Source organism: Streptomyces sp. NPDC039609 (genome assembly GCF_055596705.1).
Map to the genome: position 1 here is coordinate 83,834 of NZ_JBVIUJ010000003.1, position 23,163 is coordinate 106,996.

Here is a 23,163-nt window from a genome sequence, read left to right on the forward strand (position 1 = left end):
GAAAGCGCTTGCCGAGCCAACGTAAGGAGGGCCGCTGCGCTCGTCAATATTTTGGACAGGATCGATTGAAGCAGTCCTATCTGCCGGGGTTCAGCATGGCGATACAGCCCGGAGAGACACACTCGGAACGTCGGGAGCCTCGAACTGAAAGGATTCACTTGCCATCTTCTCCGGTGAGTCAGGCCAGCCGGATCACGTTCCAGGACATCGGCTCCAGGACGGCGTTCAACCGGCCGTCCGTGAGGGCGGAGCCGTCCACGCGATGCGGGCGGACCCGATCGGGTTCGTCGACGGTGTTGCGCGCCTCGGGGTCGGCGTCGGCGAGCGCCGAGTGCTCGACGACACGGTTCAGCTCCAGGCCGTGCAGGGTCACGTCGAGCGGGAGGGGCCGGCCCCGGTCACGGTTGACCGCGAAGAGGGTCACTCCCCCGTCGTCGTTCCGTACGGCGGTGGCGTGCAGCAGCGGTACGGCGCCGAGCGCGCGGTCGCGTACGTCGGCGAGTCCACCCGGACGTCGAGAACCGTGCCGCGGCCGTACCGGGACGCCTGGGCGAAGGGATGGAAGGTGGTCTGCCGCCAGGCCGCCCCGCCGGGCTCGGTCATGATCGGCGCGATCACGTTGACGAGTTGGGCGAGGCAGGCGACGGACACCCGGTCGGCGTGGCGCAGCAGAGCGATGAGGAGCGAGCCGAGGACGACGGCGTCGGTGACCGTGTAGACGTCCTCCAGGATGCGCGGCGCCTCCTGCCACTCCTCCACGGGGTGCGGATTGGGTCGGCGTTGGTACCAGACGTTCCACTCGTCGAAGGAGAGGGTGATCTTCTTGCACGACGTGAGCCGGGCGCCGACGTGGTCGCAGGTGGCGACGACGGCTTCGATGAAGGCCTCCATGTCGACGGCGGATGCGAGGAAGGAGTCGCGGTCGCCGTCGACCTCCTCGTAGTAGGCGTGCAGGGAGATGTGGTCGACCGCGTCGTAGGTCTCCGCGAGGACGGTGGCCTCCCAGGCGGCGAACGTCTCCATGCCGCGATGCGAGCTGCCGCACGCGACCAGTTCGAGTCCGGGGTCGATCCGGCGGAGGGCGCGGGCGGTCTCGGCGGCGAGCCTGCCGTACTCCTCGGCGGTCTTGTGGCCGGTCTGCCACGTCCCGTCCATCTCGTTGCCCAGACACCACAGCCGGATGCCGAAGGGGTCCTTGTCGCCGTGGGCGATGCGCCGCTCGGAGAGCTCGGTGCCGGACGGGTGGTTGGCGTACTCGAGGAGGTCCAGGGCCTCGGCGACACCGCGTGTGCCGAGGTTGACGGCCATCATGGGCTCGACCTGCGGGCCTGCCTTCCGCACGAAGGCGATGAACTCGCCGAGACCGAAGCGGTTGGTCTCGGTGGAGCGCCAGGCGAGGTCGAGGCGGCGGGGCCGCTCGTCGAGCGGGCCGACCCCGTCCTCCCACCGGTAGCCGGAGACGAAGTTGCCGCCGGGGTAGCGGATGACCGTGACACCCAGTTCGCGGACGAGGTCGAGGACGTCGGTGCGTATTCCGTCGGCGTCGGCGGCGGGGTGGCCGGGCTCGTGGATGCCGGTGTAGACGCAACGACCGAGGTGCTCGACGAACGAGCCGAAGAGCCGGGGATCGACGGGGCCCACGGTGAAGGCCGGATCGAGGGTGAGTCGGGCGGCGGCACGGGGCATGCGGTTCCCTTCGAACGGGGGCGGACCCCCACGTCCCGTTGTTCGAAATTTCGACCAACAGTCGTGACTTCGAACGGGACGGTAGGTCGGGCGACTTGGCACGTCAAGAGAACGCCCTTCACGGAAGGTGGTGGTCCACCACTCGCTCTGCCGGCATCGCGGAATCAGCGAGGAGGGCGGCAACTTCCGTGGCCGTCGTGGCGACTACGGGTCGGAGTGCCGACGGCCGGTGCTCGACGACGTAGGGAGACCAGGATGAGACGAACAGTCGCGCGGCGACTGTCCGCGGCGATGGCCACGATGGCCGTCGCGGCCGGGACCGGGGCGGTTCTGTTGATGCCCGAGGCCTCGGCGGCCACCGGTGGCGCCACCGGGTACGCGACACAGAACGGCGGGACCACGGGTGGCGCCGGCGGGCAGACGGTGCGGGCCACCACGGGGACCGCGATCCACGCCGCCCTGTGCGGCCGGGCCAGCAGCAGTACCCCGATCACCATCGAGGTCGAGGGGACCATCAACCACGGCAACACCAGCAAGGTCTCGGGCGCCAGTTGCAACACCGCCGACGGTGTGATCGAGCTCAAGCAGATCAGCAACGTCACCATCGTCGGGGTCGGAGCGGGAGCTCTCTTCGACCAACTGGGCATCCACATACGCGAGTCCAGCAACATCGTCATCCAGAACGTGACCGTCAGGAACGTCAAGAAGTCCGGCTCTCCGACGTCCAACGGTGGTGACGCCATCGGTATGGAGAGCGGCGTCCGCAACGTCTGGGTCGATCACGTCACCCTGGAGGCCTCGGGCGGGGAGTCGGAGGGTTTCGACGGACTCTTCGACATGAAGGACAACACCCAGTACGTGACCCTGTCCTACAGCACCCTGCGCAACTCCGGCCGCGGTGGCCTCGTCGGGTCCAGTGAGAGCGACCTCTCGAACAGCTTCATCACGTACCACCACAACCTGTACGAGAACATCGACTCCCGCGCGCCTCTCCTGCGGGGCGGCACGGCCCACATGTACAACAACCACTATGCGAGCCTCAACGAGTCCGGCATCAACTCCCGTGCCGGCGCCCGCGCCAAGGTCGACAACAACTACTTCGAGGACTCCAAGGACGTCCTGGGCACCTTCTACACCGACGCGGCCGGGTTCTGGCAGGTCAGCGGAAACGTCTTCGACAACGTGACCTGGTCCAGCCCCGGAAGCGAGAACAACCCGGCCGGGCCGAACCCGCAGTCCAACACGACCGTCACCATCCCGTACGCGTACCCCCTCGACGCCGCCTCCTGCGTCCCGGCCGTCGTGAGCCAGACCGCCGGCGCCGGCAAGGGTCTGCGGGTGTCGGACGGCTCCTGCACACCGCAGACGCCGACTCCGACCAGCACCACGACGACCAGCCCGACGGCCACCCCGACCACCCCCGTCCCGACGACGACGCCCAGTCAGCCCTCCGGCACGAATCTCAGCATCGGCGCCGGCTCCGACGGATCCAGCAAGGCGAGCGGGACGAGTTTCGGCAACGTCCGCGACGGTGACATGAGCACGTACTGGTCGCCGGCCGGCTCGACCGGCGCGATCTCGATCAAGTGGGGATCCGCCGTCTCCGTATCGGCGATCACCGTCCGGGAGGCATCGGGCTCCGTGGGCGCCATCGGCTCCTGGCGGGTCGTCAACGCCGACACGGGTACCGTCCTCGCCTCCGGCAGCGGGGCGGGCGCCATCACCTTCCCGCGGACCTCACTGAGCAAGGTCACCTTCGAGATCACCGGCTCGACCGGCACCCCGGAGATCGCCGAGTTCGAGACCTACGCCGGATAGCGGGCGTCGGTCCGCGACCCCCGGCATCGATGGTCGGCCGCTCCGCCGGGCGGCCGACCGCCGCGCCACCAACGACTCCTTCTCGCAGGTCGCCGCTTCAGCGAGGCCGTCTCGACGAAGTCGCCCTCATGCACTCCACGACGGAAGCAGGTGTCGAAGCGCTTCGATCCTGCCCGTCTCCCACTCTGGACACCCTCTGGCCGCCGGAGATACCGTCGACACTGATCACATCGGCCATCTCGGCGGAGAGATTCTCGAAGCGCTTCACCACGGACGGGAGAACGGATGATCACCCTCGCTCAGGTCGCCCGGCACGCCGGGGTGTCGGCCAGCACGGTGAGCTACGTCCTCAGCGGTAAGCGCTCGATCTCGGCGGGAACCCGGCGCCGCGTCCTCGACAGCATCGAGCGTCTCGGCTACCACCCGCACGCCGGCGCCCGCGCCCTCGCCAGCAGTCGGTCGCGCATCATCGCCCTGATGGTGCCGTTGCGGACCGACATGTACGTCCCCGTGATGATGGAGATCGCCATCTCCGTCGCCACGACCGCCCGCGCCCATGGATACGACGTGCTGCTCCTGACCGGTGAGGAGGGGGTCGCGGCCGTACGGCGCGTCACGGGCAGCGGTCTCGCCGAGGCGCTGATCCTGATGGACGTCGAGCTCGAGGACGAGCGCCTCCCCTTGCTCCGTATCTGCGGGCAGCCCTCCGTGCTGGTCGGCCTCCCGGCCGATCCCACCGGACTCACCTGCGTCGACCTCGACTTCGCCGCGGGCGGCGCACTGTGCGCCGAGCACCTCGCCGGCCTCGGTCATCGCGAGATCGCCGTCATCGGCGAGGCCCCCGGCGTCTACGAACGGCACACCGGCTTCGCGGAGCGGACCCTCAGCGGGCTGCGGGGCCGGGCGGACCAGCTCGGTCTGCGCGTTCTCCACCGCCCCTGCGAGGGCAGTTACGAGGCGGTCCTCGCCACCCTCGGCCGCGTCTTCGACGAACGGCCGGACACCACCGCGCTCGTCGTGCAGAACGAGGCCGCGGTGGAGCCCCTCCTCGCCCTGCTGCGCCGCGATGGACGGGCCGTGCCGGAGGACGTCTCCGTGGTCGCGGTCTGCCCCGAGCAGGTGGCGGCGCAGGCCTCCGTACCTCTCACCTCGGTCGCCATCCCCGCGCAGGAACTGGGGCGGCAGGCGGTGGAGCGGCTCGTGGCCAAGCTCGGTGGTGGCACCGAGGACGGCGAGGACGACGTGGCACTCCTCGCGCCCGAGCTGACCGTGCGGGACAGCTCGGGCCCGGCGCCGGCGAAGGCGCGGACGAAGGAGTCGGCGTCGGCGCGGCGGCTCAGCCGGCGCTGACGGTCAGGTTGTTCGCCCGGAAGTCGAGGCCGCCGGAGGACGAGGTGATCTCGAAGCCGAACTGCACGTCGCCGATCGTCTCGTCCCCCATCCACTTCTTGGTGTCCTTGATCCACTTGAGGATCGGCAGGATGTTCACCGTCCCCGCCGTGGAGTCCGACGTCCGCAGGAACGAGAACACGTCGTGGGACGTGCCGTCGGCGTGCGGCACCTTCCCCTTGTACACGCTCCAGCTGTGGCCGCCCAGAGCGACGTCGCCCTGGTGGTCGCCGAGCGCGCCGACTGCGCCGTTGGCGTTGACCCAGAGCATGATCTCGTAGTCGTAGTCGGTGTCCCAGATGTCGTACGAGCTGTTGTACGCGCCCGCGGCGGGCACCGTCACGTCGTAGTTGCTGGTCAGCGTGGTGAAGGCGCTGATGCGACGGTTCACCACCTTCTTGGCGTTGGGATACGACTTGATGCCGCCGGTGTTCGGGTGGTTCGCCCAGACGCCCCAGTTCGTACCGGAGTTGGCCCACGTGCACTGGGCGCCGGCGCCCGAGCCCCAGATGTTGTTGTAGAGCGTGTAGCCACCCAGTGTGGTGTTGCCCCACTGGTCGCAGGTGTTCCAGACGGCGGCCTCGGCGGGTGCGGCCGCCAGGCCGAGCGTCGCGCCGAAGGCGAGCACGGGGGCGAGCAGAGCGGTCCGCAGGCTGCCGAGGGTCGTACGTCGTGCCATGGTCGGTCCTTCCAGGGGTGGGGGTCGGCCGCGCCTCACGGCGTGAGGACGCGGCTCTCGCCGGCGCGCAGGTCGACTGGGCGCGCGCCGGCGGGAGTCCTGACGTCGATCCGTCCGGTACGGGTGGGGCGGACGACGGCGGTGTACGTGTCCGGGCTCCAGGTGAGGTCGACGGTGGCCCCGAACATGGTGCGGATGCCGAGGAGCCGGCCCGAGGGGTACGCGGCGGGTGGCGCGGGCAGCAGCACGAGGCGGCCGGGAGTCGACTGCACGAGCATCTCGATCAGCAGCGCGGGCAGCGTGTGGGCGGCGTCGGCGTTGTAGACGTCGCGGTCCGGATAGTGCGCGCTCATGAGGGAGTCGTGGAAGTAGTCGCCCGTCAGGACCCGTCGGAGCGCCTCTGCCGCGCGGTCGGCGTCCCGCAGCCGGGCGGCGGTCAGGCCCTGGTGCAGGTGTCCGTGAGCGGAGTCGTTCTCGCTGCCGCGCAGTTCGAGCGCCCGAAGGGCGGCCTTCGCCAGGTCTGGGGTGTCGTACGGGTTGATCTCCCCGTGCGGCCACACGGCGTACAGATGGCTGAGATGGCGGTGGTCGTAGCGGTCGTCGAGACCGGGCCAGGCCCATTCGGCGAGCGCTCCGTCGGCGTTGATCCGGTACGGGGGCAGCCGGTCGGCGAGGGCGCGCCACCGGTCGGCGGCGGCATCGGTACCGTAGTCGGCCGCAGTCAGCAGGGCGTGGCGCGCCGCGGTGAGGTCCATGGTCGCGTTGATCGCTCCCCAGCCCCCGCCGACGGGCCGGTTCTCCGGTGAATAGGAGGGGACGACGACGAGCCGGCCGTCGGGTCCCGTGCGGGTGAGGAAGTCCTCGTAGAACACGGCGAGTTCGGCGACGGCGGAGGCGGTCTCGGGATCGGGTGTGCCGTGCGTCTGGTCGTGGTCGAGGAGTGGCTTCAGGAGCCAGTCGGCGCCCGCGGTCCACAGGTGAAGGGGGTACTCGCGGCTGAAGTGGTACGAGTGCCCCGAAACGCCATCGGTATGAGCGGGCGCCACGATGCCTCGGGCGCCGAAGACGGCCCTGGCGTTGTCCCGCCAGTCGGCCAACTGGCCCTGGACCAGGCGTGCATGGGCCGCCGTCACCTCGGGAAGGTCGGCCGCGGCGGCAGAGGCCGTCTGCAGATTGAGATTGGCGTCGTGGGTGAGGGCGCCGGACCAGGCGGTGTTCCAGTCGCCGGTCCACAGACCGGTGAGGCGGGGCGGCAGCATGCCGGAGGAGGACAGGAGGTGGTAGCGGCCGGCGGCGAAGAGCCGCTCCAGGAGGGCGGGGCTGCCCGTCCGGCGCAGCAGCGCGGAGCCGGACAGAGCGCGCTCGGCCGGGTCCGCGTCGAGGTCGAGCGTCACGCGCTCGTAGGCTGCGCGGTGTCGTTCGGTGTGGCGGGCGAGCAGACGCGCGTGGACCGCGTCGAGGTCGTGCGGCGAGGTCGGCTCCTCGGGGTCCCCGACCAACAGTGCGCGCAGCGCTTCCGCCTCCGGGGTCGTGTCCGCTTCGCCTTCGTGGCGGCGTACCCGGGTCAGGATCAGGAGCCGCCGCGCGTCGTCGAAGTGGGCGCCCGCCGGGGAGAGGGAGGCCCGGCCGCCGGTGGCGACGGCGAGGGTGACGCCGGTGTACCCGAGGGTGCTGCCCGGGTAGCGGGCGCGCAGGGCGAGGAGGACGCCGCCCGGGGTGAGGACCGCGCTCCGGCCGACCGCGAGATCGTGGGGTGCGCCGGGGAGCCTGTGGTCCAGGAGGAGTTCGGTCCGCCGGCCGGGGTGGGTGACGTACTGGACGACGACGTCGTCGGCGCGGGAGACGAAGACCTCGCTGCGGGCCTTGCCCCGAGTCGCGGTCGCGACACCGGTGGCGAAGTCGACGGATCGCCGGTAGCGCCCGTGCGTGTCGGAGGTCGCGCGGGCGAGGCGGGTCTGGAAGGCCGGGTGGAACGGGCGTACCCAGCGCAGCGGGCGTCCGTCGGTGAACTGTTCGGCAGCGGTGGTGTCGCCGGCGAGCAACCGGTCCTGGAGCCCGGCGAGTTCGGCGGCCAGGAGCGGCGGGCGGATGTCCTCGTCACGGTGGAGGGGACGTACGAGCGTGTGATGGGTGACGATCACGCGGTCGTCGTCGGGATCGCCGAGGACCATGGCCCCGTGCCTGCCGTTGCCGGCCAGGAAGGCGTCCTCCCAGCGGGCGGCCGGGCGTCCCTCCCATGTCCGGTGGATCACGTCGCCTCCTGAAGCACGGCCGCTCCGTACCGGCCGAGCCGCAGCGAGCCCTCGACGGTCGCGCCGGTGAGCAGGTCGTGGTGGCGGCCGGGGACGGTGATGGCGGCGTGCTCCCGACCGTGGTTGAGGACGAAGAGGAACGGTCCTCTGCGTACCGCTTCGACGCCGGTCGGAAGGTCGTCGAGGACGGGGCGGACGCCCGCGTCTCGGGCGGCCTCGCCGAGCAGGTCCCGCAGCGCCGCGGGCTCGGGAAGTGTCGAGACGTACCAGGCGCGGCCGTTACGGAGCACGGCGGGCAGTCCGTCGAGCTCGCCGCCGCGGTAGCCGGCGACGGTGTGCGTGCCGGGGGCGGCCTGGATCTCCTCGGACCAGAGGGTGCCGTGGAACTCGCCGCAATCGGTGTGCTCGCCCGCGTCCAGAGGCCACCATTCGTGGACGAGGTCGATGCCGAAGAGCTCGCGGAGCCGGGGGTCCATGCCACCGGGGCGTACGCGGTCGTCCTCGTCGGCGACGCCGGTGAGGAAGCCGCAGACCAGGGTGCCGCCCTCGCGCACATGGGCCAGGAGGTTGTCGATCGACTCGTCGTCGAGGAGGTAGAGGTGGGGGACGACGACGAGCGGGTACGGGGTGAGGTCGGCGGCCGGATGGGCGAAGGCGGCCGTGACGTGGTTGTCCCACAGGGCGCGGTGCCAGGCGCGGACGATCTCGGGGTACTGGAGCAGGGAGGAGGGCCTGCCCTCCTGCTCTCCGGCCCACCAGGAGTGCCAGTCGTGCAGGATCGCCACGTCGGCGTGGGCGCGGGTTCCGGTCATCCGCGGTCCCAGGAGGGCGAGTTCGGCGCCGATCTCCTTGATCTCGCGGAAGGTGCGGCCCCGCTCCCCCGCGTGGCCGACCATGCCGGAGTGGAACTTCTCGGCTCCCTGGCGGGACTGGCGCCACTGGAAGTAGCAGACGGCATCGGCGCCGTGGGCGACGGCCTGGAGGGACCAGAGCCGGTTGAGCCCGTACGGCTTGGGATGGTTGACGCCTCGCCAGTTGACCGGTCCGGCCGCCTGTTCCATGAGCATCCATGGTCCGCCGCCCGCCTGGGAGCGGGTCATGTCGCCGATCATCGCGTTGTACTGGCCGCCGAGCGGGTCCTTCGGATCGGGGTAGACGTCGATCGAGACCAGGTCCTCTTCCGCGGCCCACCGCCAGGCGTCCTGGCCGGACCAGAAGGGCATGAAGTTGGTGGTGACCGGGATGTGCGGGGTGTGGCGGCGCACGATGTCCCGCTCGGCGCGGTAGCACTCCAGGAGCATGTCGGAGGTGAAGCGCTTGAAGTCGAGTACGTGGGTGGGGTTCTTCATGTAGTGGGCGCGGCGGGGCGGGAGGATCTCGTCCCAGGAGTCGTAGCCCTGGCTCCAGAATGCAGTGCCCCAGGCGGTGTTGAGCGCGTCGAGGGTTCCGTATCGGTCCTGGAGCCAGCGGCGGAAGGTGGTGGCGGCTTCGTCGCCCCAGTCGTAGGTGCAGTACTCGTTGTTGATGTGCCACATGGTGAGCGCGGGGTGCGTCGCGTAGCGGGCGGCGAGGTCCTCGGTGAGGGCGGCGGCGTAGCCGCGATAGACGGCGCTGGAGTGGGAGAAGTGCTGGCGCGAGCCCCACCACTCCGTCTGCCCGTTCTCGTCGCGCGGCAGCGTCTCCGGGTGGAGGCGTCCCATCCAGGGTGGCGGCGAGGAGGTGGGGGTGGCGAGGACGACTCCGATGCCGTGGTCGTGCATGAGGTCCATGAGCCGGTCGAGCCAGCCGAACTCACGGGCGCCCGGGCGGGGTTCGATCTTGGACCAGGAGAAGACGCCGAGCGTGACGCAGGTGACTCCGGCCTCGTTCATGAGGCGGACGTCGTCCTTCCAGGTCTCCTCGGGCCACTGTTCGGGGTTGTAGTCGCCCCCGAAGAGGATCCGGCCGCGGGTGGCGTCGTCGAGCGTCGGCATCAGACGGGCTCCCCGTACTGGATGCCGCGTCCGTTGGTTCCCAGGTAGACCCGGCCGTGGATGCGTGGGTCACCGGTGATGACCTCGCCGGTCCACCCCCATTGGTGGGCGTCGTCGTTGATCCGTGTCCACGTCCGCGCCAGGTCGTCGGAGCGGAGGACCGCGGTGGTGGGGCCCGTGGCGCCGACCTGGTAGATCGCCGGGTAGTCGGCGCCGGCGGCCGCCTTGCCGAAGCCGAGCGTGTACGAGGCCCAGCAGCTGGTCACCTTGGCGAAGCTCACGCCGCCGTCGGTGGACCTGTACAACCCGTTCCATTTCACGCTCAGCCACAGGTCGCCGCTCCGTCCGGGGGCCGCGACCAGCTGGAACTGAGTGTCACCCGAAGGCAGCCCGCTCGCGCGGGCCGTGAAGGAGCGGCCGCTGTCCGTGCTGGCGTACAGAGTGCCCGTGTCGGTGTCGTACGCGTAGAACAGTGCTGGGTCGGACGGGTCGGCGACCGGCGTGGCGCCCTTCGGGAAGGACGGGATCTCCGTCCAGGTCGTGCCGTTGTCGTCGGAGCGGTGCCCGGGGTGCCGGGTGCCGTCCCAGTGCACGAAGGACCAGATGAGGGTGGTCGCATCGGCGCTCAGGGCGATCGGTCCGGGCGCGTCCGCGGCGATGGCGGGCTGGGCGGCGAAGGGCGCCCAGGTCCGGCCCCCGTCGGTGGAGTACGCGCCGTTGCCGTGGTCGCCCCAGCCCGTGCGGACGACCCGCGAGGGCACGAGCGCGGCCTGCGCGAGTCCGGTCGCCGATCCGAACACCGGGCGGGTGGCCATACCGCCGGAGGGGGACGCCGTCAGGGTGTCGTGGTAGAGGACGCCGATGTCGCCGAGTCCGCTGATCAGATGCGCCTTGCCTGTCGGTGGCGAGATCAGCCGGCGTACGGCGGACTCCTCCAGGCCTCGGACGCGCGGGCTGAAGTGCACGAGGTCGCGGGTGCCGTAGATCGTGGCGCCCGTGCCGTAGAGGAGGTTCCGTGAGTCGTACGGGTCGAGTGCGAGCGCCTGGATCCACCAGCCGAACTTGGGCTCGTCCCCGCCCCACTTCAGGAAGGGCGTCTCGGAGACGTCGAAGACGGTGGAGTCCTTGAGGGACTTCCAGGTGCGCCCGCCGTCGGTCGTGCGGTAGAGGGTGTCGACGGCCGCCCAGCGGTTGTTGGTGGCGACGACGGCGGTGCCGGGGCGCCGGGCGTCCACGGCGAGCCCTCCGTAGCCGAACGTGTCGGCGGAACCGTCGGATGTGGTGCCGCCGGGGCGGACGGGGGTGACATCGGTCCAGCGGCCCGTGAGGGTGTTCAGTTTGTGGACGGAGCCGTCGCTCTGGCCGTTCGGGCCGGGGGCGTCGGCGTAGCTGAGGTACAGCTCGTGCGCGCAGACGTCGAAGGCGGCACGGACCGGGACCTTGGCGGAAGGGCCGGCGGGAAGGCCGGGCACGGCTTGCCAGCCGTCGGCGGTGGTGCGGAGGAGGGTGGTGCCGCCGTCGCCCCAGCCGGCGTAGACGGTGCGGCCGGCGGCGACGAGGAAGGTCACGCCCTGGCCGCTCTCCGAGGGCCGGGCGGGGAAGCCGGGTGCGGGGGCCCAGGTGGCGCCCCGGTCGGTGGACTTCAGCAGGCCGTCGTGGCGGGTGCCGAGCCAGAGGGTGTCGCTGTCGCGGGGGTCGACGAGGAGCCGTTCGCCCGTGCCGCGGCCGTCCTCGTTGGCACCGAGCTTCACCGTCAGATCGGTACGGGTCCAGGTGGCGCCGCGGTCCTCGGAGCGCAGGATGGCGCCGTTCCCGGCCCATGGCCGGCTGTAGGTGCCGACAGCGAGGTAGAGGCGGTCGGGGTGGGCGACGTCGACGGCGAGCGCCTCCACCCCCAGGAGGTTCCAGTCGTCCCAGCCGAGATGGTCGGTGAGGGGGACCCAGCGGTTCGCGCCGGAGTCCCAGCGGTAGGCGCCGCCGATGTCGGTGCGGGCGTACGCGAGCCCGCGTACGGAAGGGTGGAAGAGGATGCCCGTGACGAAGCCGGTGCCGCCGATCACGGCGGTGCGCCAGCGGTAGGGCGTGGTGTTCGCCGGGCTGTCGGCGCGTGCCGTCCCCTGCGCGAGCGGGAGGGCGGTGGCGGCCGCGACGGCCCCGGCTCCGGCGAGGACGGTGCGTCGCCGGACTGCGGGAGCGCCGAAGGAGGAAGGGCCGGCGGCGGGGGCGCCGATGACGGAGGGGCCGCCGGGGGAAGCGCCGACGGGGACGGACACAGGCATGGCGAACCTCACGCTGGACGGGGAACGGTGGGAGGAAGGCGGCATGGCGAGAACGCGGGGCTCACCCCTTGACGGCGCCGGTGAGCATCCCCTTCTTGAAGTGTTTCTGCACGAAGGGGGAGAGCACGGCGACAGGAAGCAGGGCGAGCACCATGACCGCCATCTGCACGGCGAGCCCGGAGAGCGGGCCGGCCTTCACGGCCTGCCCGAGACCGACCGGGATCTCCTGCTTCTGGACCAGCTGGATGAGCACGTTCTGGAGCGGCATCATGTTCTGGTCGCTGAGGTAGATCGACGCGTTGAACCAGGCGCTCCAGTAGCCGACGGCGTAGAAGAGCGTGATGACGGCGATGACCGCGCGGGAGAGCGGCATCACGATCTGCCACAGGATGCGCAGATCGCCGGCGCCGTCGATCCGGGCGCTGTCGATGAGTTCGGGCGAGATCCCCATGAAGAAGCCGCGCAGGACGAGGATGTTGAAGACGCTGACCGCGCTCGGCAGGATCAGCGCGAGATAGGTGTCGGTCAGACCGAGCGTCTGCACCAGCAGATAGGTGGGGATGAGCCCGGCGCCGAAGAACATGGTGGCCATGAGCGTGAGCAGGATCGCCCGGTGCCCGACCGATCCCGGCCTGGACAGCCCGTACGCGCAGAGGATGGAGACGGCCATCGAGAAGACGGTGCCGGTGACCGTCACCCCGACGCTGACGAGGGCGGCGCGGGTGACCTGGCCTCCGCTGAGCAGCTCCTGGTAGGCGATGAAGGTGATGTCCCGGGGCACGATCACCAGCCCGCCCGCCTCGGTGATCGTCTTCTTCGAGGAGAGGCTGGTGACGATCACGATCCAGAGCGGGACCAGCACGGCCAGGCAGGCGAGGCCGAGGACGGCTCCTTTGGCGGTGAGTCCGGCCCGGGTGGGCGGCTCCTCCCAGACGGGGCGGTCCGGCGGGGCCCAGCGCGAGCGCCCGGGCTCCGCTGCCGTACTCAGGACCGTCCGCCCCGGGCCCGGTGTCGTGGTGGTCATTTCCGGTACACCCCCTGCTCGCCCATGAGATGGGCGACCTTGTTCGCCGAGAGGACCAGCACGAGACCGACCACGCCCTTGATCAGACCGGCGGCCGCCGCGTAACTGAAGTCCTGGCTGCGCAGTCCGGTCCACCAGACGAAGGTGTCCAGCACCTCCGCTGCTCCGGGCCCGACCGCGTCGCGTTGGAGCAGCAGCTGCTCGAAGCCGACGGTGAGCGCGTCACCCACCCGCAGCACGAGCAGGAGCGCGATGATCGGGCGCAGAGCGGGCAGGGTGATGTGCCACATGCGGCGCCATCGGCCGGCGCCGTCCATGGCGGCAGCCTCGTACAGGTCCTGGTTGACGGCGGCGAGTGCCGCCAGAAAGACGATCACGCCCCATCCGGCGTCCTTCCAGATTCCCTCGGCGGTGACGAGGAACGTGAAGATCTCCGGGTCGGTCATGAGGTCGAAGCCCTCGTGACCGTGTTGGCGCAGGGTCTGCGCGATGATGCCCGCGCCGCCGAGGATCTGCTGGAAGACGGTGACGACGAGGACCCAGGAGAAGAAGTGCGGCAGGTAGAGCACGGCCTGGATCAGCGCGCGGAGCCGCGGCCGCAGCACGCTGTTGATGAGCAGCGCGAGCGCGATCGGCACCGGGAAGTACAGGAGGAGCTGGAGCAGGAAGAGGACGAACGTGTTCTCCACCGCGTCCCAGAACGCCGGGTCGGCGAAGACCCGTTCGAACTGGGCGAGACCGACCCAAGGTGATTCCAGCATGGCGGTGACGCCGTTGGTCGAGATGTACGGGTCGTAGTCCTGGAAGGCGACCACATTGCCGAGGATCGGTATGTAGTTGAAGACCAGGACCAGGAGGAGCGCGGGGACGGTCATCAGCAGCAGGGCTCGGTCCCGCTTCAGCCGGCGACCGAGCGGGATCCGTCCGGACGACCGGGTGCGGTCCGGTGACGTGGTCCCGGGCCGCGACCCGGGCGGGGACCCGGACCGCTGCCGGGACCCCGGAACGGTCCTGGACCGGGATCGGGGCCTGGTCGGGGTGGGGTTGTGCGTCACGGTCAGCTCGCCGCGGATCCGTTGGCGTCGAGCAGCCTCTTGTACCAGTCGCGCAGCTGATCGCCGCCCTTGCTCTTCCACTCCGACACCGCCTGCTGCATGTCGGAGACCTTCTTCCGGCCGCGGACGACGTCCTTCTCCAGCTGCTCGAAGTCGTTCATGAGGCCGGTCCACTGGGAGGGTTCGACGACGGTCATCCCGTAGAAGGAGGACTTGTCGGTGAACGCGCCCATGCGCTGCTGCCACTCGACCGTCGCCCGGGTGGCCTCGGGGAAGTCGGGGTGGGCGACGTAGGGGGCGGGGCTGGCGACGAACAGCCACGAGCTGGAGACCTCGATGTTGCCCTGATCGGTCTTGACCGGCATCCCGTTCTTCACGGTGTGATCGACGCCCTCGACTCCGTAGTCGGTGAGCATCCGTTCCTTGGTGCCGTACGGGGCGGCGGTGAAGTCGGCCATGGCGAGGACGTCCTCGATGACGGTCTGGGAGCTGCCCTTCTTGACGAAGGCCCAGATGTTCGCGGGGTTGGTCGCCCAGAGCTCGGGACTGCCGCCCGCGTGCCCCGGGATGTCCATCGCCGAGATCGCGAAATTCGGGTTCTGGGCTGCCTGTTCGGCGGTCTTGGCGTACCAGTGCGAGAGGTCGTTGTTGTAGATGAGGACCTGGCCCGCGGTGAACCGGTTGCCGGCGTCCCCCTGGTTCTGCGCCTTCTCGTCGGGGTGAACCACGCCCGCGTCGAACAACCTGCGGGTCCACTCCAGCGCTTCGAGGTACTCCGGGGTCTCGATGCGGTTGACCAGCTTGCCGTCGACGAGGTTCCAGCCGAGCGACTTCTCGCTGCCGGAGAGGACGCCGAACATGTTGTAGGCGGTCCAGGTCATGTCGCCGCAGGCCCACACCTTCGCCTTGGCGCTGGTGATCTCCTTGGCGAGGGCGAGGAATTCGTCGGCGCTCCTGGGCAGTTGCCAGCCCTTCGCGTCGAAGACGTCCTTGCGGTAGAAGGGCGCGATGTTGGTGACGTACGAGGCGGGCATCGGCAGCCCGCGAAGGCTCCCGCCGAAGATGGAGCGCTGCCAGGCGTCTGTGGGGATCGCCGCGAGGTTCGGGTATGCCTTCACCTTGTCGCCGGAGAGGTACGGTCCGAGGTCCTCGAATTTGGCGTTGACGGCGCTCGGGATCTTGCCGCCGAGGTTCCAGCCGGGGACGACGACGACGTCGGGAATGTCGCTGGAGGCGAGGATGGCGCCGAGCTTCTGGTCGTAGACGGCGCCGTCCTGGTTCAGCCAGGTGGCCTTGACGCCGATGGCGTCGTTCATGGCCGTGTAGTACGCGTTGTCGGCGGCCGGCGGGGTCCCCCAGAACGGGGCCATGACCCGGATGGCGCTGCCCTTGCCCCGCTTGGTGGCGACGGAGGTGGCCAGCTTGTCCTTGGGGATGGCCCGGAAGAAGCCGTCCGCGGAGCCGTTCTTCGAGGGGATGTCCGGGGCGACGACCGTGCGGGCGACGAAGGCGGGGAGGATCTTCTGTGCGTCCTTGCCGGTGGTGGTCCCGTCCTTCTTCGCCGTCTCCCCTCCGCCGCAGGCGGCGAGCAGCGGCATCCCTCCTGCGACCGCTGCCGCGGCCACGGCGGTGGAGGCGAGGAAGCTTCTCCGGCTGGAGACGGCGTCGTTCGGCGTCATTGCGTCAACCCTTCGTGGCGCGCCGGGACACTCGGCGGCTGTGGCCGCCGGTCGGCTGCGAAGTCCGAGGTGGGGCATGGAGCGTGGAAGCGGGCGGGCCGTCCGGCCCGCGGCGTGCTCGACAAGCGGTGACGATGCGCGTCGAAGCCTGCCGAAGCCCGTCGAATACCTGTCGAAGCGCTTCGATGTTGCTGCGAGGTTAGGCGAACGCCTCAGACCCGGCAAGAGTCGGGCGCAAGATTCGCCTGCGACAGAGAGGGAGGTCATAAGAGATACAACTCCCCTTGCTTCAGGGGCAGGAAGGTCATCGACCACACTGACGTCTTGACTTGACGAAGGATCGGACCGAGCATTCGAAGCGCTTCGAATGAAGGGAACCGCACGTGACCGTACAACGGCAGATCGACGACCTCCTCGCGCGGCTGACGCCCGATGAGCGGATCGCGATGCTGCACCAGTTCGCGCCCGCCGTGGACCGTCTGGGCCTCGCCGCCTTCCGCACCGGGCAGGAGGCGCTGCACGGCGTCGCGTGGATGGGACCCGCCACCGTCTTCCCCCAGGCCGTCGGCCTGGGCGCGACCTGGAACCCGGAACTCGTCCGCCGGATCGGTGAGGCAGTCTCCCGGGAGGCGCGTGCAATGCGCGCCAAGGACGAACGCGTCGGGCTCAACGTCTGGGCGCCGACCGTCAACCTGCTGCGCAACCCCCTGTGGGGCAGGGGTGAGGAGGGCTACTCCGAGGACCCGGGCCTCACGTCCGCGATCGCCGTCGCGTACACCCGTGGTCTGCGCGGCGACCATGCCACGTACTGGCGCACCGCCCCCGTGCTCAAGCACTGGCTCGCGCACAACAACGAGACCGACCGGGCCACTTCGTCCGCGTCGGTCCGACCGCGGGTACTGCACGAATACGATCTGCGGGCCTTCCGCGGCGCTGTCGAGGCGGGCGCGGTGGCCGGCGTGATGCCCGCCTACAACCTGGTCAACGGCCGGCCGAACCATCTCTCCCCCTATCTGCGTGAGCACCTGCGCACCTGGACCGACCAGGAGCTCCTCGTCTGTTCCGACGCGGGCGCACCGACGAACCTGGTCGAGCACGAGCACTACTTCGCCACCCACGAGGAGGCCACGGCGGCCGCGCTGCGCGCCGGCGTCGACTCCTTCACCGATCACGGGACGGACGCCGAGCCGATCGTCGCCCGCCTCCGCGGGGCGCTGGAGCGGGGACTCCTCGACCAGGACGACATCGACACGGCGGTGCGCAGGCAGCTCGCCGTGCGCGCCGCACTCGGCGAGTTCGAGCCGGAGCTCACCCCCGACGTCGCGCAGGGCGCGTTCGACACGCCCGAGCACCGGGCCCTGGCCCTCGAAGCGGCCGAACAGGCCGTCGTGCTCCTGAAGAACGAGCCGCGGAACGGCGGCGGCCCGCTGCTTCCGCTCCCCGCCGACGAGCGGATCGCCGTGGTCGGTCCGCTCGCCGACGAGTGCAAGCTCGACTGGTACAGCGGCACGCTGCTGCACCGCTCCACCCCGCTGGACGGTGTGCGCGAGCACTACGGCTCCGACCGGGTGCGCCACGCCGACGGCTCCGACCGGGTCACGCTGCGGACCACCGCGGGCGCGTGGCTGCGGGTACCCGAGAACGGCGCGCCCGACGAGGCCCGGGGCACCGAGGGCGCCCTTGACCCGGCGCTGCTCACCGGCCGCACCGACCTCCCGCCGCTGACCGCGGACGCGGAGGGTTCGGTGTTCGCGCTGACCGACTGGGGCGGCGGGGTGCTCACGCTGCGGGCGCCCGACGGGCGGTATCTGTCCGTCGCGGAGGACGGTTTCGTGCGGGCCTCGGCCGATCAGCCGGGAGGCTGGGTCGTCCAGGAGACGTTCCGCTGGATGGAACACGGCGAGGGACACCTCCTGGTGCACATCGGGACGGGCGGCTATGTGTCTGTCGCCGCCGACGGCGTGAAGGTTGCCGCCGACCGCGCATCCGCCGAGACCCTCACCGTCGAGGTCGTCGAGCACGGCGAGCACGCGGTCGCCCTGGCCGCGGCGGACGCGGACGTCGTCCTCGTCGTGGCGGGCAACGACCCCCACATCAACGGACGCGAGACCGAGGACCGTACGACGCTGGCACTGCCCGGGCGGCAGGACCGGCTGTGGCGCGCGGCCGTGGCGGCGAACCCTCGGACCGCGCTCGTCCTCGTCTCCTCATACCCGTACGCCGTTGCCGAGGCCGCCGAGGCGTTGCCCGCGCTGGTGTGGACGGCGCACGGCGGCCAGGCCGCCGGCACCGCGCTGACCCGGGTGCTGGCGGGCGACGTCTCTCCCGCGGGCCGCCTCCCCCAGACGTGGTACGCCTCCGACACGGACCTGTCCGACCTGCTGGACTACGACGTCATCGGCGGCCGTCAGACGTATCTGTACTTCGACGGCGTCTCGCTGTTCCCCTTCGGACACGGCCTGTCGTACACGACGTTCGGATACGCGGATGCGGCCGCGCGCATCGACGGGGAGCTCGTACGCGTCTCCTGCACGGTCACGAACACCGGCGCCGTCGCGTCCGACGAGGTGGCCCAGGTGTACGTACGGGCCGTGGCCCCGTCGGTGCCGCGCCCGCACCGGGAGCTCGTCGCGCACCGCCGCCTCCACCTCACCCCCGGCGCGTCCGAGGCTCTGTCGTTCGAGGTCCCGCTCTCCGCGCTGGGGTTCTGGGACGTGGCGCACGGGCGGTGGTCGGTCGAGCCGGGGACGTACGAGATCCTCGTCGGCGGGTCGTCGGCGGAGCTCCGGGTCTCCGCGCCTCTGGAGGTCCAAGGGGTACGGTCCGGCCCGCGACCGGTCATGGAGCTGGGCCTCGACGCGGTCGTGTACGACGAGCAGAGCGGCACGGAGATCGTCGACCGCACCAAGGTGTCCGGGGACTCCGTCACCCCGGCCGACCCCGGCAGAGAGGGCGAACTCGTCTTCCGGCGCTGTGACTTCGGGGAGGGTGCGACCGAGGTGACGATCGAGGCGGCAGGCGAGGGCGTGGTGGAGCTGGCCCTGGGGACGGGCGTGGATCGCGTTCCGCTTGCCGTGATCGAGGTGGCGGCGACGGGCGGACCGTACGCGTACGTCACCGCGGGCGCGGAGATCCTGGCGCGCGGGGTCGCCGATCTCCGCATCGAGCTGCGCGGGACCGTTCGTCTCGCGCACGTCGCCTTCTCCGGCTGAGGGTCCGGACGAAGCGCGACCGACAGGGCCCGGCACCGAATCTCTTCGGTGCCGGGCCCTCGTCGTGCCGCCGGCCTGGCCGTGCCGACGGTCTACGTCGTGCGGTCGGCCTTCGTGTGCCTGCGGTCTTCGTCGTGCGGTCGGCCTTCGTGTGCCTGCGGTCTTCGTCGTGCCCGGCGCCGTCTCGGCGCGGGACGTCAGTGCGGCGCAGGACGTCAGTGCGGCGCGGGAACGGCGACCTCCGAACGCCCCTCGGCCGCGCCGCCTCCGACCAACCGCAGCCGGAAGGGGCGGTCGGTGTCGTGGGTGGTCGCCCGGAACCCTCCGCCCGTGCGGACCACGCGATAGACGGCCCCCGTCTCCCCGTGCGTGTCGGGCACGGTGACGGTCCGGTCGACCGTCCCCGGAGTCACGAGGAGCATGAGGTCCTGGAGCCAGTCTCCGTCCGGGCGCTGCTGGTCGGCGCCCATCGGGAGCACCGTGCCGGGGCGTACGTACAGGGGCAGGCTGTCGAAGCCGTGGACCTCTCGGCGCCAGCCCGGTCCCGAGACCGTCTCACCGGTGAGCAGATGGGTCCACTCACCCGCGGGCAGATAGACCTCGACCTCGCCGTCGGCCGAGAAGACGGGCGCGACGAGCAGATCGGGTCCGAGCATGTACTGCCGGTCGAGGGTCCGGCATGCCGGGTCCTCGGGGAATTCGAGCAGCATGGGCCGCATGACGGGCACGCCCGTGGCGCGTGCCTCGACCGCGGCGCCGTACAGGTACGGCATCAACCGATGCTTCAGTTCGGTGAACCGCCGGGCCACGTCGACCGCTTCCTCTCCGAACTCCCACGGCACCCGGTAGGTCTCGTTGCCATGCAGCCGGCTGTGCGAGGAGAGCAGACCGAAGGCGAGCCAGCGCTTGAAGACGGCGGGGTCGGGCGTCCCCTCGAAACCGCCGATGTCATGGCTCCAGAAGCCGAAGCCGCTCAGGGAGAGCGACAGACCGCCGCGCAGCGACTCGGCCATGGCCTCGAAGGAGGCCCAGCAGTCGCCGCCCCAGTGGACCGGGAACTGCTGGCCGCCGGCGGTGGCGGAGCGGGCGAAGAGGACCGCCTCGCCCATGCCCCGCTCCTTCAGCAGGAGTTCGAAGACCGTCCGGTTGTAGAGGTGGGTGTAGTAGTTGTGCATCCGCTCCGGGTCGGAGCCGTCGTGCCACTCGACGTCGATGGGGACGCGCTCACCGAAGTCCGTCTTGAAGCAGTCGACGCCCTGGGCGAGGAGCGGCCGCAGCCGGTTCTGGAACCAGGTACGGGCCTCCGGGTTGGTGAAGTCGACCAGGGCCATGCCGGGCTGCCACAGGTCCCACTGCCAGACGTCGCCGTTCGGCCGCTTGACCAGGTAGTCGCCGGCCAGTCCCTCGGCGAACAGCGTCGACTTCTGTGCGATGTACGGGTTGATCCACATGCTGATCCTCAGTCCCCGCTCCTTGAGCCGGGCCAGCATTCCGGACGGATCGGGGAAGGTCTCGGGGTCCCACTGGAAGTCCGACCACTGGTACTCCCGCATCCAGAAGCAGTCGAAGTGGAAGACGGAGAGCGGGATGCCGCGCTCGGCCATGCCGTCGACGAATTCGGTGACGGTCGCCTCGTCGTAGGGGGTGGTGAAGGACGTGGTGAGCCAGAGGCCGAACGACCAGGCGGGCGGGAGCGCGGGACGGCCGGTGAGGGCGGTGTAGCGGGTGAGGACGTCCTTGGGCGTCGGTCCCGCGACGACGTAGTACTCCAGCGTCTGGTCCTCGACGCTGAACTGCACCTGGCCGACGGACTCCGAGCCGACCTCGAAGGAGACCTTGCCGGGGTGGTTGACGAAGACGCCGTAGCCGCGTGAGGAGAGGTAGAACGGGATGTTCTTGTAGGCCTGCTCGCTGCTGGTGCCGCCGTCGGCCTGCCAGATGTCCACGGTCTGGCCGTTCTTGACGAACGGGGTGAAGCGCTCCCCGAGTCCGTAGACGTTCTCGCCGACGCCCAGGGCGAGTTGGGCCGCCATGTGGTGGGCGCCGTCGGCCGTGGTGACGAAGGCGGTTCCCTTGGGGCCCGCCGTGGTCAGGGGTCGGCCGTGCGCGTCCAGGAACTCCAGGGCCCAGGGGGCCGCGCGGTCCAGGCGCAGGGTGAGAGGCCCGGTGGTCAGTTCGGTGACGGTTCCCTCCCGGTGCACGGTGGCGGCGGAGGGCATGTCGCCCGGCAGGACGAAGTCCGGTCCGTGGTGCGCCTTTCCGGCGTGGTGGGTCAGCCTCACCCCGATCACGCCCTCGGCGGGCGAGAAGCATTCCACGGTGATCAGCGCCGAATTGAGCGTGTCGCCGCGCGACTCGACGCGCTTCACGGAGGCGTATGCGGTGAACTGGTCGGCGCTCACGTGCAGATCGCGTACTTCGGTGGCGTAGGAGGCTCGGACGCCTTCTCGCATGAGCCAGAAGCCGTTGGTGAACTTCATCGTGGTCCTCGTCGCTCTGGTGCGGTGCGGGGCGGTGAGTGGGACGCCGGCGGGTCGGTCTCAGGTCGTGTCAGGACAGCAGGGCGGGGGTGGCGCGTTCGAGCGTCCCGGCGATGCGGTCCCAGGTCTCGTGGTCCTTGGCCGACGCCGGCAGCAGCTCGCCGTGGCCGGTGCCCCACGCGGTCGCCACGGCGACCGGGTCCTCGCCGGAGGCAGCCGCCGCAGCGAGGGCGGCGGCGCCGAGGGCGACGAGTTCGGTCGCGTACGGGACGATCAGGGGCCGCCCGGAGAGCCGGCGTACGGTCTCCGTCCAGGCCCTGCCCCGGGCGCCGCCGCCGATCAGGCGCAGCGGACGGTCCCGGACCGAGGGGTCGGCGGGGTCGAGCCCGCAGGCGGCGAGGAGTTCGTCGAGGGCGCGCAGGACGGTGAAGGCGGCGCCCTCGTAGGCCGCGCCGAGGATCGCTCGTGGGGTGGTGGTGTGGCGCAGCCCGGTGAGGAGTCCGGCGGCGTGCGGCAGGTCGGGGGTGCGTTCGCCGTCGAGGTACGGCAGGACGACGAGTCCGTCGCCGGGGACGGCGTCCTCGCGGTCGAGGCCGAGGAGGTCGGCGAACCTGTCGACGGCGAGGGTGCAGTTGAGGGTGCATCCGAGCGGGAGGAACGTGCCGTCGGCGGAGGCGAAGCCGGCGAGCCCGGGGGCGGCGGGACGGGTGCGGGTGGCGGCGAAGACGGTGCCGGAGGTGCCGAGGCTGACGACGGGGTGGTCCAGGTGTCCGGCGCCGCCGAGGCCGAGTCCGACGGCGGCGGCCATGTTGTCGCCGGTTCCGGCGGCGACGGCGACGCCGTCCGGGAGGCCGAGCGTCGCCGCGGCAGAGGCGGTGAGGGTGCCGACGCGGGTGGCGCCGCTCGGGGCGACGACCGGGAGCGACTCCGGTGCGAGGCCGAGGAGTTGGAGGAGCGCGGGGTCGTAGGCGCCGTCGGCGGTGGAGTACCAGCAGGTGCCTGAGGCGTCCCCGGGGTCGGTGGCGGCGACGCCGCTGAGCCGCTCGGTGAGGAAGTCGTGCGGCAGGCGGACCGCTGCCGTCGCCGCGGCGGTGGCGGGCTCGTGCTCGCACAGCCACTGCCACTTGGCTGCCGTCATGGACGCGACGGGCACCGAGCCGGCCCGCGCCAACCAGGCGTCGGGGCCGCCGAGCGCGTCGGTGAGGTCGGCGGCCTGCGGCGCCGAGCGGGTGTCGTTCCAGAGCAGTGCGGGGCGCAGGGGGCGGCCGGTGGGGTCGAGGACGACCAAGCCGTGCTGCTGCCCGGCGACCGCGATCCCGGTGACGGCGGACGCGGCCACCCCGGCTTCCTTCAGTCCCCGGGCGACGGCTTCTCCGAGGGCGGACCACCACTGCTCGGGGTCGCTCTCGCGCGCGCCGCCGGTTCCGGTGACGGTGTGCCGGGCGCGGCCGACCGCGAGCAGGGCGCCGGTGGCGGCATCGACCACGGCTGCCTTGGTGGACTGTGTGGAGCTGTCCACACCGATCACCACGGGGTGTGTCGCCGGCATGGCGTTCACCTTTCCTCGACTCGGCCTCTGGCGCGCTCTCGCGCGTTGCCGTATTAGTTATCTCAGAAAACAAATACCCGGGCCAGAC

12 protein-coding genes and 1 pseudogene are annotated in these 23,163 nt (G+C 70.9%); 3 read left to right on the forward strand and 10 right to left on the reverse strand.

Translation table 11 applies throughout. From position 1 onward, the window contains the following. Positions 1-178 precede the first annotated feature (178 nt). A pseudogene (gene arfA, locus ACZ561_RS09540) lies at positions 179-1,686 on the reverse strand (arabinosylfuranosidase ArfA). A gap of 255 nt (positions 1,687-1,941) precedes the next feature. Between arfA and ACZ561_RS09545 the strand changes: the two are divergent. Then, positions 1,942-3,504, forward strand: coding sequence for a pectate lyase family protein (locus ACZ561_RS09545; protein ID WP_470991573.1), 1,563 nt, complete (start codon positions 1,942-1,944; stop codon positions 3,502-3,504). Positions 3,505-3,789: 285 nt separating this feature from the next. Continuing rightward, positions 3,790-4,854, forward strand: coding sequence for a LacI family DNA-binding transcriptional regulator (locus tag ACZ561_RS09550; protein ID WP_470991576.1), 1,065 nt, complete (start codon positions 3,790-3,792; stop codon positions 4,852-4,854). Here ACZ561_RS09550 and ACZ561_RS09555 read toward each other — a convergent pair. The 7 genes from ACZ561_RS09555 to ACZ561_RS09585 form a co-directional block, all read right to left on the reverse strand. Then, positions 4,841-5,572 (reverse strand): glycoside hydrolase family 12 protein, encoded by a 732-nt coding sequence (locus ACZ561_RS09555; protein WP_470991578.1) that lies wholly within the window; start codon positions 5,570-5,572, stop codon positions 4,841-4,843. The two genes, ACZ561_RS09550 and ACZ561_RS09555, sit on opposite strands and share 14 nt — an antisense overlap. A gap of 35 nt (positions 5,573-5,607) precedes the next feature. Next, a complete protein-coding gene (locus ACZ561_RS09560; RefSeq protein ID WP_470991581.1) occupies positions 5,608-7,824 on the reverse strand; it encodes a glycosyl hydrolase family 95 catalytic domain-containing protein in 2,217 nt (738 codons plus the stop codon). Beyond that, the gene (locus ACZ561_RS09565) at positions 7,821-9,797 is read right to left on the reverse strand and encodes a beta-galactosidase (RefSeq protein WP_470991584.1); all 1,977 of its coding nucleotides are present in this window, start codon (positions 9,795-9,797) and stop codon (positions 7,821-7,823) included. Before ACZ561_RS09565 ends, ACZ561_RS09560 begins: the two co-directional genes overlap by 4 nt. After that, a complete protein-coding gene (locus ACZ561_RS09570; protein WP_470991587.1) occupies positions 9,797-12,076 on the reverse strand; it encodes a WD40/YVTN/BNR-like repeat-containing protein in 2,280 nt (759 codons plus the stop codon). Before ACZ561_RS09570 ends, ACZ561_RS09565 begins: the two co-directional genes overlap by 1 nt. A 61-nt stretch (positions 12,077-12,137) precedes the next feature. Then, positions 12,138-13,100, reverse strand: a complete 963-nt coding sequence (locus ACZ561_RS09575) for a carbohydrate ABC transporter permease (protein ID WP_470991590.1) — start codon at positions 13,098-13,100, stop codon at positions 12,138-12,140. Further along, on the reverse strand, positions 13,097-14,155 hold the full coding sequence (locus tag ACZ561_RS09580) for an ABC transporter permease subunit (RefSeq protein WP_470991592.1): 1,059 nt from the start codon (positions 14,153-14,155) through the stop codon (positions 13,097-13,099). The genes ACZ561_RS09575 and ACZ561_RS09580 overlap by 4 nt, the downstream gene beginning before the upstream one ends. Before the next feature lie 2 nt (positions 14,156-14,157). Then, positions 14,158-15,834: a type 2 periplasmic-binding domain-containing protein gene (locus ACZ561_RS09585; protein ID WP_470991595.1), complete on the reverse strand. Its 1,677-nt coding sequence runs from the start codon at positions 15,832-15,834 to the stop codon at positions 14,158-14,160. A gap of 383 nt (positions 15,835-16,217) precedes the next feature. Here ACZ561_RS09585 and ACZ561_RS09590 point away from each other — a divergent pair, with 383 nt between their 5' ends. Further along, positions 16,218-19,046, forward strand: a complete 2,829-nt coding sequence (locus ACZ561_RS09590; protein ID WP_470991598.1) for a glycoside hydrolase family 3 C-terminal domain-containing protein — start codon at positions 16,218-16,220, stop codon at positions 19,044-19,046. A gap of 215 nt (positions 19,047-19,261) precedes the next feature. Here ACZ561_RS09590 and yicI read toward each other — a convergent pair whose 3' ends face one another. Both yicI and xylB read right to left on the reverse strand, forming a co-directional pair. Continuing rightward, positions 19,262-21,526 carry an alpha-xylosidase gene (gene yicI / locus ACZ561_RS09595; RefSeq protein WP_470991601.1) on the reverse strand — a complete coding sequence of 755 codons (2,265 nt, stop codon included), beginning with the start codon at positions 21,524-21,526 and terminating at the stop codon, positions 19,262-19,264. Positions 21,527-21,596: 70 nt separating this feature from the next. Beyond that, positions 21,597-23,075 carry a xylulokinase gene (gene xylB, locus ACZ561_RS09600; protein WP_470991604.1) on the reverse strand — a complete coding sequence of 493 codons (1,479 nt, stop codon included), beginning with the start codon at positions 23,073-23,075 and terminating at the stop codon, positions 21,597-21,599. Positions 23,076-23,163: the final 88 nt, after the last annotated feature.